Source organism: Veillonella sp. CNR 79/14 (assembly GCF_003992185.1).
Lineage (GTDB): Bacteria > Bacillota > Negativicutes > Veillonellales > Veillonellaceae > F0422.
On the sequence record NZ_RQVH01000036.1, the window covers coordinates 1 to 9,566 of the forward strand.

6 protein-coding genes and 1 tRNA gene are annotated in these 9,566 nt (G+C 38.7%); 2 read left to right on the forward strand and 5 right to left on the reverse strand.

Going from position 1 to position 9,566, the window contains the following annotated elements:
• Positions 1–80: 80 nt before the first annotated feature.
• The 4 genes from EO119_RS07885 to tadA all read right to left on the reverse strand — a co-directional run bounded on the left by EO119_RS07885 (position 81) and on the right by tadA (position 2,343).
• A complete protein-coding gene (locus EO119_RS07885; RefSeq protein ID WP_240632846.1) occupies positions 81–662 on the reverse strand; it encodes a DNA adenine methylase in 582 nt (193 codons plus the stop codon).
• A gap of 230 nt (positions 663–892) precedes the next feature.
• A complete protein-coding gene (locus tag EO119_RS07890) occupies positions 893–1,735 on the reverse strand; it encodes a DUF362 domain-containing protein (protein ID WP_126941372.1) in 843 nt (280 codons plus the stop codon).
• Between the two features lie 66 nt (positions 1,736–1,801).
• Positions 1,802–1,892: transfer RNA gene (locus EO119_RS07895), tRNA-Ser, on the reverse strand.
• Positions 1,846–2,343 carry a tRNA adenosine(34) deaminase TadA gene (gene tadA / locus EO119_RS07900; RefSeq protein WP_071814776.1) on the reverse strand — a complete coding sequence of 166 codons (498 nt, stop codon included), beginning with the start codon at positions 2,341–2,343 and terminating at the stop codon, positions 1,846–1,848. The genes EO119_RS07895 and tadA overlap by 47 nt, the downstream gene beginning before the upstream one ends.
• A gap of 136 nt (positions 2,344–2,479) precedes the next feature.
• On the opposite strand from tadA, the gene ispE reads away from it, so the two are divergent.
• Positions 2,480–3,364: a 4-(cytidine 5'-diphospho)-2-C-methyl-D-erythritol kinase gene (ispE, locus tag EO119_RS07905; protein ID WP_126941374.1), complete on the forward strand. Its 885-nt coding sequence runs from the start codon at positions 2,480–2,482 to the stop codon at positions 3,362–3,364.
• A complete protein-coding gene (locus tag EO119_RS07910) occupies positions 3,361–4,050 on the forward strand; it encodes a GntR family transcriptional regulator (RefSeq protein ID WP_062401039.1) in 690 nt (229 codons plus the stop codon). Before ispE ends, EO119_RS07910 begins: the two co-directional genes overlap by 4 nt.
• A gap of 56 nt (positions 4,051–4,106) precedes the next feature.
• Here EO119_RS07910 and EO119_RS07915 read toward each other — a convergent pair whose 3' ends face one another.
• A complete protein-coding gene (locus tag EO119_RS07915; protein ID WP_126941376.1) occupies positions 4,107–9,260 on the reverse strand; it encodes a TonB-dependent siderophore receptor in 5,154 nt (1,717 codons plus the stop codon).
• Positions 9,261–9,566: the final 306 nt, after the last annotated feature.

A 9,566-nucleotide genomic window follows, 5' to 3' on the forward strand; every position in this document is an offset into this window, starting at 1 on the left:
ATATCATATTATAATTCTGTAATCAAAATTGCATATTACTTTAAGTTGTTTTCTTTAGATTTATTTTTTAACTCTATATCTTATCTAATATATCCTATCTTGCTACAATCATCTGCAGAAAAAAATGTATCTCCAAAGTTCTCTCTCATATAGTTATTTTCTTTTGTTTCGATTTGATTGTACTCATAGATAATCTCTACTATTTTTTTACTAGAATACGCTTCTGCACCAAACCAAGCATAATTTGAAATATAATTGCTATACAACAAATCATTGGTGATAAGCATTTTATCTTTAAAAGCATTAGAAACTGCGCCTGTTCCGCTAAAAATGTCTATGACAATATTAATCACTTTACAATTTTCTTCAATTGTCTTTCTTATAAAATCAGAAAGAGAGTACTTATTTCCTAAATATCTTCTATTATTGATAAATAATTTTTTTAGACCTAATTCTGCTATTAACTGTTCAATATGATCGCTAGGCTTCTCATCTTCCATATTAAGCTTTGTTTTCAAAACTTTAATAATCTCTTCATTCCAAAGATATCGCCCTGTATCACTTTTAGGTACGACAATGTTTTCTTTTTCAATCAATTTATATAAGTACGCTTTAGAAATATCTAGTTCTTTGATAATTTCAGCAACAGTAACATTTTCCATTCTATATCCCTCTTGCCACATTTTTCCTATTTAGTAGACATTATACCATAAAAACTACCCCTTCTCTATTAAAATCTTCCTAAAATATGGATGCTAATAGCATCTATTTTTTATACATATACAACATAAATTATGTATATTTCTAACTCCTAATCCTCTCCTAGATACAAAAATCTCTAGTATACGCTATGCCTTACGCACTCGCTTACACTAGAGATTTTTATTATCTATTAAATTTTTTCACCATAGAAGATTAACTCTTCGTCTTTCACTAAGGCGTAGGAACGTGTACCAAGTCCCATGCGGTCCGCACGAAGTAAGATGGCTTGCCATTCGCTGTTAGGGGAAATATCTTTGAAATAATCCCACGTGCGTTTTTCCACTGTACTCAACACGCCATTTTCCACTGGTGTGGCTTGGGTAATAATATCTCCCAACGCTTCGTCCATAGCCACCATGTCATAGGATACAACAATGCCTAAGTTACCTACGATTTCGTTAGTAGCACCAGCCTCTTTCAGCTTATCTTGGTTCACATAATCCGCCACAACATCCATCGCTACCCCTACATGGAATCGTTGACGATTTCTAGTAGCAGCTGCTGCATATTCAGACACCGCTTTATGATGCTCTGTACCTGTTAAGGCTACCAATTCACGACGACCTTCTAGGCTCGCAGAGTACCACCCTGTATTGTTCACAGCCCCAGAGAATCCGCTGTACTCATTCGCTTTAATGTGGTTTACAGAAATCACCACATCACTGGTAGCAATGCGTTCATCGATATAAGCTACTTTCACAGATTCACCATCAGGAATGATGACCTCACGGGAATGATGGCTAGGCTCATCTACATAGACTACAGTGCCACCTTCGGATTCGATGCGTGCTTTCATGTATGCCACTACCGTTTCATACGCCTCATAATCGCTGTGCAAATCATTGCGAAGTAGAGCCACTTTTTTGCCAGCGCAACCAATTTCATCAAAGCCGATTTTACACAACAAAAAATCTAATCGTTTATGGATTAATTCTTGATTAACCTCTTGTAAAGGGGAGTAATATACTTCCATATCATACCTCCTATAACTACGTCATTTTGTAAAAAAGGGCTGCATCTACTGACACAGCCCTTACTTTGGCGGAGAGAGGGGGATTTGAACCCCCGCGCCAGTTTCCTGACCTACCGCATTTCGAGTGCGGACTCTTCAGCCACTTGAGTACCTCTCCGTATACGACGGCGTTCTTTGAAAAAATCTTTCATAATTTGACTGCATTCTTCTTGCAATACACCCGATAACACCTGTGGTTCATGGTTTAAATTCGGATGTGAAAGTACATTAAACAAAGATTCTACCGCACCGCCCTTATAATCACTACTGCCATAGACAACACGATCTATACGACTATTAATAATAGCACCAGCACACATAGGGCACGGCTCTATGGTAACATAAAGCGTACAACCGGTCAACCGCCACCTTTCAAGCATAGCATTCGCCTCACGGATGACAAGAACCTCTGCATGAGCCGTCGCATCATGGTCAATCTCGCGTCTGTTGTGATGACGACTGATAATCTTGCCTTCATGCACTAATACAGCACCAATAGGAATCTCACCCATATCATAGGCCTTACGTGCCTCTACCAAGGCTTCACGCATATACTCTTCATCAGTCATACAGTCACTTCCTTTCCAATTGCCGCTACACAATAGAATACCATACTTTCAGAGAATCGTCACTTCTTAAGCTAATTATGATATAATAAAGAGTACATGTAAACATTTTCGACGACTTCACTGAGGTGACAATCTTATGGAACAACGAGCTTTTAGTAAAATCAATGTAGGTCTTGCTATCACGGGCAAACGTGATGATGGGTACCACAATATAGATACCATTTTTCAATCTATTTTCTTAGGGGATTCCCTCTATTTCGCGCGTCACCATTCTGTGGTGTTCTCTGGCGATGCTCCTGAACTGCCTTATTATATGGCACAATTAATTCCCTATACAGAAAGTAATATTGCTATGAAAGCCCTTCGTATGGTGCAAGACTATACGGGCTGTAAACAAGGGGCTGCTATTCATTTGTTAAAACGAGTTCCCCCTTGTGCTGGTATGGGCGGTGGTAGTGGTGACGGTGCCGCTATGCTACTAGGCCTTAACAAGTTTTGGGACCTTCGCTTAACCGATGAAGAACTATTGACCATGGCTTCTAAACTCGGATCTGATGTACCATTCTTACTGAAAGGCGGCACTGCCCGTGGCACCGGTCGAGGAGAACTATTAGAAACTTTACCAACTAGCAGTGCTCAATGGCTACTGATCGTAAAACCAGAAGTAAGTATTTCCACGGCAGAAGCCTACGGAAGATTTGCAGGGACTTCTCGTGTCACTTCAGACACGATGGATACTGTTACCGCACATATGAATGCCAAAGACTTTTGTCAAGCTTTTATTAGTAGTGACAACACCTTTGAAGAATTAATATTCCCTGTCCATCCAGAACTTACAGCATGTAAGCAATTTTTCTTAGACCGTGGATTTCCTACCATCATGACAGGTAGCGGTCCTACTATGGTGGTTCTATTGGAAAAAGCACTGGATGCGATTCGATTACAAGAAGAAATCAAAAAAGCTGGTCATAACTGGCTTTCACTAATTACGAAAACACATGATGAGGAGGCCCTACGATGAATGCACCACGTTTACAACCCATCCGTTTAGACGCTTACAAACCGCTTCGTGAGATTGTTAGCGATGCTTTGCGCCAAGCTATTCGCGATGGTATTTTACCACCAGGAGAACGTCTCATGGAGATTCCTCTTGCGGAAGAACTCGGTGTGAGCCGCACCCCTATCCGTGAAGCCATCCGCATTTTAGAGCAAGAAGGTCTCATCGTTATGATTCCTCGCCGTGGTACCTATGTGGCAGATATGAGTTTGAAAGATGTGACAGAAGTGTTTGAACTTCGTTCTATCTTAGAAGAATTAGCCGCAGAACTAGCTGCAGAACGTATTACGAATGAAGAAATCGAGGCCTTAGAGCAACATCTTGTAGAAATCGGCAATTACATGAACGAAAATAACTTAGACAAAGTCGTACAAGCCGATATTCTATTCCATGAAATCCTTTATAAAGCTTCTCGTAATGATCGTCTTGTTGAAATGATAAACAATCTACGGGAACAAACATTGCGGTTCCGTACATTGTCTATGAGCCAAACAGGTCGTCTTGCCAAAACTTGGGATGAACATCGTCAACTTGTGGAAGCTATCTCCGATCGCGATGTGGAACGAGCTCGCCAGATTGCTCGCATCCATATGGAAGAATCGGAGAAAACATTGTTAGAAGGTATGCAATTAAAAAGTCATGAAGAGTAATCTTCATAAATTAATATACTATGCAAAAAGGGTCCTCTCGGACCCTTTTTTAGTTATCAAAATTTATACGTCATTTGTACTGTGGAGTAGTTGCCCAAGTTAAAGCGTTCTGGTCCGAATAATGTATCACGTTGACCGATACCTTTCGCACCGAATGTGTAACTTGCTTCGACTAACCAGTTTCTTGCTGGCACATAGGAGCCGCCTACAGTAAAGCTTCGGATCCCATCTAAATAGCGGTCAGTTAAACCATTTGTACCATTACCGCCGAAGAAGGAGCCATGTTCGAAATGTTTATAGTCTGCATACATAGACCATGTATGAGGTCTGTAAATATCTGCAGCACCAATTTGAGCACGCAATACCCAGAATGTAGGAGTTTTACCCAATCTATGACCTAGCAAGGCAAATGTATTCGTACCTTGATTATAGTCATATTGCATATTGCCGTTTAGGTGTTTACCCAAGGATGACATATTTTTACCATAGTCAAAAGATAACAATGCTGTGTTACCAAGATTGTATCTAGCGCCTACGGCTACTACATTGGCTACTTTGTTGTAGCGATGTACTTCATTACCTTTCACACCAGCTGTTTCTTTAGCTGTTTCAAATGCCACATTGCGACCGCCTTGAGAATGTAAGTACCACGCAGATAACCCCAAGTTATTTTTAACTTGTTGTTTCACTTCTACGAAGAGAGCTCGTTTAATGCTTGGTACTTCCGCGCGATCAAGTACATAGCCTTGTTGTAATACATGAACGCCTGTAGCTTCCCCTAATGGTACACGTGGGAAAGCACTTCCTTTTTCAGTGAAACGTAAGGCGCTGTCAATTTTATTTGCATACGCAGCTACTGGCGCTACCAAGCCTTTATTGTTAACTCCATCAGCAGGTAAAGTATTTTCCTTCTCAATTGTAGCACGTAACGCTGCTTCATCAATCGTTCCACCTACAATATCTGTGGCTGTAAATGGAGGTCGAGCAAGGCTTTCCTTGTCATTTTCAATTTTTCCATTGTAGTAATCTACAAGCCAAGATGCCAAGTCTTGCTTTTTCAGCAATTCAAAGTGTTTTTTCTCTGTTTCTGTGAAAGTACCATTCGCACTTTCTTTACCGCGATATGATTCTAAGGTTCCCAATCCTATTGGATTCGCTGCTACAAGGGCACTTATCTCTTTATTCACCGCATCTAGCTCACCTTGTTTTGTATCTCTAGATTCTGTATGAGATTTTAAATCATCCATAGCATATCCATAGTCTTCTTTGGCACTATTTTCGGCACTAGTGATATTTTCTTTAATTTTTTTGTTGTATCGTTCAATTAAAGTAGCTCCATGGTCAGCCCAGAATTTTTTCACGAAAGCACTACCATCACCTTGAATTGGTGCATCATCGTCATAACTATACCCTAAAATATCCTTATTCAATGATGGATATAAATCCGCCGACATCGTTCTAGGGAAATTATATGTAGGCTTATTAAACTTTTCAGTATCCGTTCCATAATATGGATATGTACCTGTTTCTTTTAGGTATGCCGCACCTGCTTCACCTAATTTTTCAGGCGCTTTATTTGCTGATGCTTCATATGTTTTAGTATAACCATACACCGCTTTTGGAATACTGATATAGTATTTTACTTCATCATTTTTCAAGTAATTAGGGTAGGCCTGTTTTGCCCAATTGTAATACTTACGAATAGTTTCGTATTGACCAGCCACATCCCCTACTTTTTCTCGAATCGCTTTATTCAACGGAGTAAATGGTTTTGTTAATTTCAATCCATCTACATTTTCTAAGAACTCAACCACTGTCAATGGACGTTCCATTGTTTTATAAGATACTTGAGTATAGGCAGAATCAGTGATACCTGTATTTCTAGAGAAATCACCATAGCCAACACGTACTTGCGTATTGTTCTTCGTCCAAACAGCACGTACACCATCAAAAGTTTGGTTGAACCAATAGCCAGTTTCCCCTAATTTTTCAGGTAAACGACCAACGGAGAAGTCCCAAGCTTTTTCTTTTCTTGTAACATTCGCCTCTTCTAATTTAACTTTGTTTAGACCTCGGCTTGTTTTTACATTGTCCTCTGTGGCATGACCTGTATGACCGCTGGCACTTGTGATAACTTTCACTGCCGTCTTGTCATTCACACGACCTTCCATGCCAACTTGCACTTTTTGTTCCCATCCATGTTCAGAAGGATCCACCATGTTCTTCATCGCAGAACCAATAGCAGATGTTAATGTCGTTCTTACATCTGGACGGTTTTGACCTTCCATGTAATGAGTACGCCAAGCATAATCACCTATAAAGCGCAATTTAGAACTACTAATATCTTCGAATGGTGTGGTAATAAACTTGTCAAAATCTACTGGACCTAAATCAATAGTAGCTACTTCTTTACCTGTTTGATCTTTCAAAACTTTTTGTACATGTCCATCACTGCCCACTTTAAAGTTAAAGCCAAAACGATATACACGGCCTTGCATCGCTCGGTCATCATCTCGGTAATTGAATAAGTTATCTACACCGATATATGCTTTGATATCATTGCCCCAAGATTTTTGAACGATGAAATTCCATACGCTATATGTTTTTGATTGATACTCTTGTTTTTTACCTTCTTTAAAGTATGTATCAATATGAGAAATATTTGGATTTTCGTTTTCAGATGGTCCATAGGAATCGATAAAATTACCATTCCCTGCTAAAGAACGACTATCTAGCATTTTCACATATAGATTGCCATACAAGGACGCATACACCCCTGAATCTTTGTTATCGTAATTAATACCTATATCAATTTTATGTTTTGGTTTATCCAATAATTGTTTTGGCAAATTAGGGTCTGATTTATTCACTGTATGCAAGAAGGTATATCCTAATTTACTGGACCAATTTTTATTAAAATTATGTTTCACTTCTGCTTGAAGACCAGTAATGGACACTTTACCAATATTTTTGAAGCTATAAATCATATCTGGGGAATGTTGATATTTTTCAGAGCCTAAATGTGTTTTTTCATTATATTCTGGATAGAAATCTAATAAGTGACCAGTGAAGTAAATGGAATGATAATTGTTGATATTATTGTGGAATGCACTAGTCCGATAGGATGTTTTCTTATTTTCATACTCCCATCCTAAGTCCATATTAATAGATTTTTCAGGTTTCAAGTCAGGATTACCAACCCAATACCAGCCCATTCTTGCAGTACCACCACCAAGACCACCACTTAATGGATTACCAGCATACATTTCCCAGTTATAGTACAATTCGCCCATACCTGGTTCGTTATAACTAGTACCTACATTGGCTTTTAACCGTTTATGTACATTGCCACCCACATTGTGTAACATACCTACATTGAACGTCAAATTGCTACCAAATAAGTTGCTATGATCAAGACGTACAATTGGTGTAATGGTCGTATTTTTATTGACTTGCCAATCATCTTGTACATATACATATTCTTTTTGAATTTCTGCTTGACCTACAGTGACACGATTATGTAAGGCATCGCCTTTTTTGAATTGTACATTATTCAACTTCACATCGTAAGATTTACCGTTGATAACCATCGGCTTGCCTGTATAGTAGTAATATACGATGGCACTTTGTCGCACACGAGATTCACTAGCATTAGCCGCTTTAATCTCTGGATTTTGTTCATATAACTTATCTACTAATTGATTAAAGCGATCTCTCGTTTCCGATGTAGTATGATCCAAGAAATAGGAAATACGGTTATTACTATTCATATGAGAACCTTCGATTTCTTTTGGCACTGTGTCCACTAAATCAAAGGCATGCTCTTGACTGAAAAACTCTTCGTAAGTAAAAGATGGTAAATACTCCTTGCCTTGCACACCTTTTTCATAACCATACCATTCTTTCAAACGATTCCAATATGGCGTGCCATCCTTATCCTTTTCAATTGGATAGTCTTCTACACGAGAGGATACTTCATGCGTAGTTGGGTCTTCCCGTAAATGTTTATCATAGTCCCAAGGATTGATAAACATTTTTGATGTCTTAGGAGCGCTTTTTAAACGGCTACCACTACCTTTTTCTTTTTTAATACCAAATCCAGCATTCACATAGTGGTTGTCATTAACGTTAATATGAAAGTCCGAATGCATATCTAATTGGGAATGGTCGATCGTATCTACTTGGTTCAATTCATTGGCACCAAAGAACGGTACATGACCTACTGTATTCGTTAAGGTAATATCATTTTCCTTCAATTTAGCGTAGTTTACCTCTACATCCCAATTGATTTTCTCTTGATTTTTCGCATGCCAACCAATACTGTATTGATTTCGTTTAATGCTTCGTTTGAACTGCACTTCGGGAGCCATTAAAGAGTTAGACCCTTTATTAAAACGATGTAAATTTTCTGTATGTTGATCCACACGAATATCTACACTATGATTTTTATTTGCATCCCAATGCGCACTCATACCGATATTGGATTGTTCACCATAATAGCGCAAAGAGTTTTTATTAAAAACAGTCATGTCATCATGGGCTAATTCCACCGATTTTCTCGGGTTTGCTGCATACACTGGTAACACATCACGTTTGCTACCATAAATGGCCATATTAATGTTGCCAATTTTTCCCGTGTCAGCACGCATGAAGAAATTAGAGTATGGCATAGACCCTTTGTCACCTTTAGTGCGCAAAGACTCTACATTGAACTGAAGACCACTCGTTTTTGTCGGTTTCTTTGTGACTACATTGATAACGCCACCAATAGCACCAGAACCATACTTCGCGGAAGCTGCCCCTTGTACAACCTCAATATGATCTAAGTTTTCCGTTCCTAGACGCATCAATTCATCGCCTTGCCCTGCATATCTAGCAAACTCACCGATAGCTGGTTGACCATCAATTAAAATTAAGGTATGACGTGGGTCTGCACCACGAATAGACACACCCACACGACCCATCGCATCCACTGTACGAGATACACCTGTTTCATGGAAGACCACATCTTCCACATTTTTAGCCTGTTTCGCTTCAATGTCTTTTTGCGTAATAATCGTTGTATGCTGAGTCTCATACTGCTCAGCTGCTTTTAATCGATCCGCTTCTACATATACGGCATTCTCCGCTGCTACGCCATGGAACATACCCATCCATGTCATAATTGCACCGTATAACAGTAAATACTTGCCCGTTTTTCTTTGATACATCCTAACACCTCATATTAAAAAATAATCTTCCCTATATACGACAAGGATACCACGCCTTACACATATCATAGGCATTGATGCATCGCAAGGTTTGACTACTATTACAAGTGAAAGAAACTAATTTATTTATCTACACACACCTTTACTTGTCTATTGTAAACCGTTGCAACAGTCTCTTCTTAACTATATACATAATGAAAGTGAAAGTCAAATAAAATTTCATCATACCTTCATATTCATATTGTATAGTTTTCAAAATAAGCTAGTATATAAATATTTTTATCTGTACTATATTCTATTAATTAT

Bases quoted from the DNA above. Each gene is read 5' to 3' on its own strand.
- EO119_RS07885 (WP_240632846.1), bottom strand. From the start codon at position 662: ATGGAAAATGTTACTGTTGCTGAAATTATCAAAGAACTAGATATTTCT.
- EO119_RS07890 (WP_126941372.1), bottom strand. From the start codon at position 1,735: ATGGAAGTATATTACTCCCCTTTACAAGAGGTTAATCAAGAATTAATC.
- tadA (WP_071814776.1), bottom strand. From the start codon at position 2,343: ATGACTGATGAAGAGTATATGCGTGAAGCCTTGGTAGAGGCACGTAAG.
- ispE (WP_126941374.1), top strand. From the start codon at position 2,480: ATGGAACAACGAGCTTTTAGTAAAATCAATGTAGGTCTTGCTATCACG.
- EO119_RS07910 (WP_062401039.1), top strand. From the start codon at position 3,361: ATGAATGCACCACGTTTACAACCCATCCGTTTAGACGCTTACAAACCG.
- EO119_RS07915 (WP_126941376.1), bottom strand. From the start codon at position 9,260: ATGTATCAAAGAAAAACGGGCAAGTATTTACTGTTATACGGTGCAATT.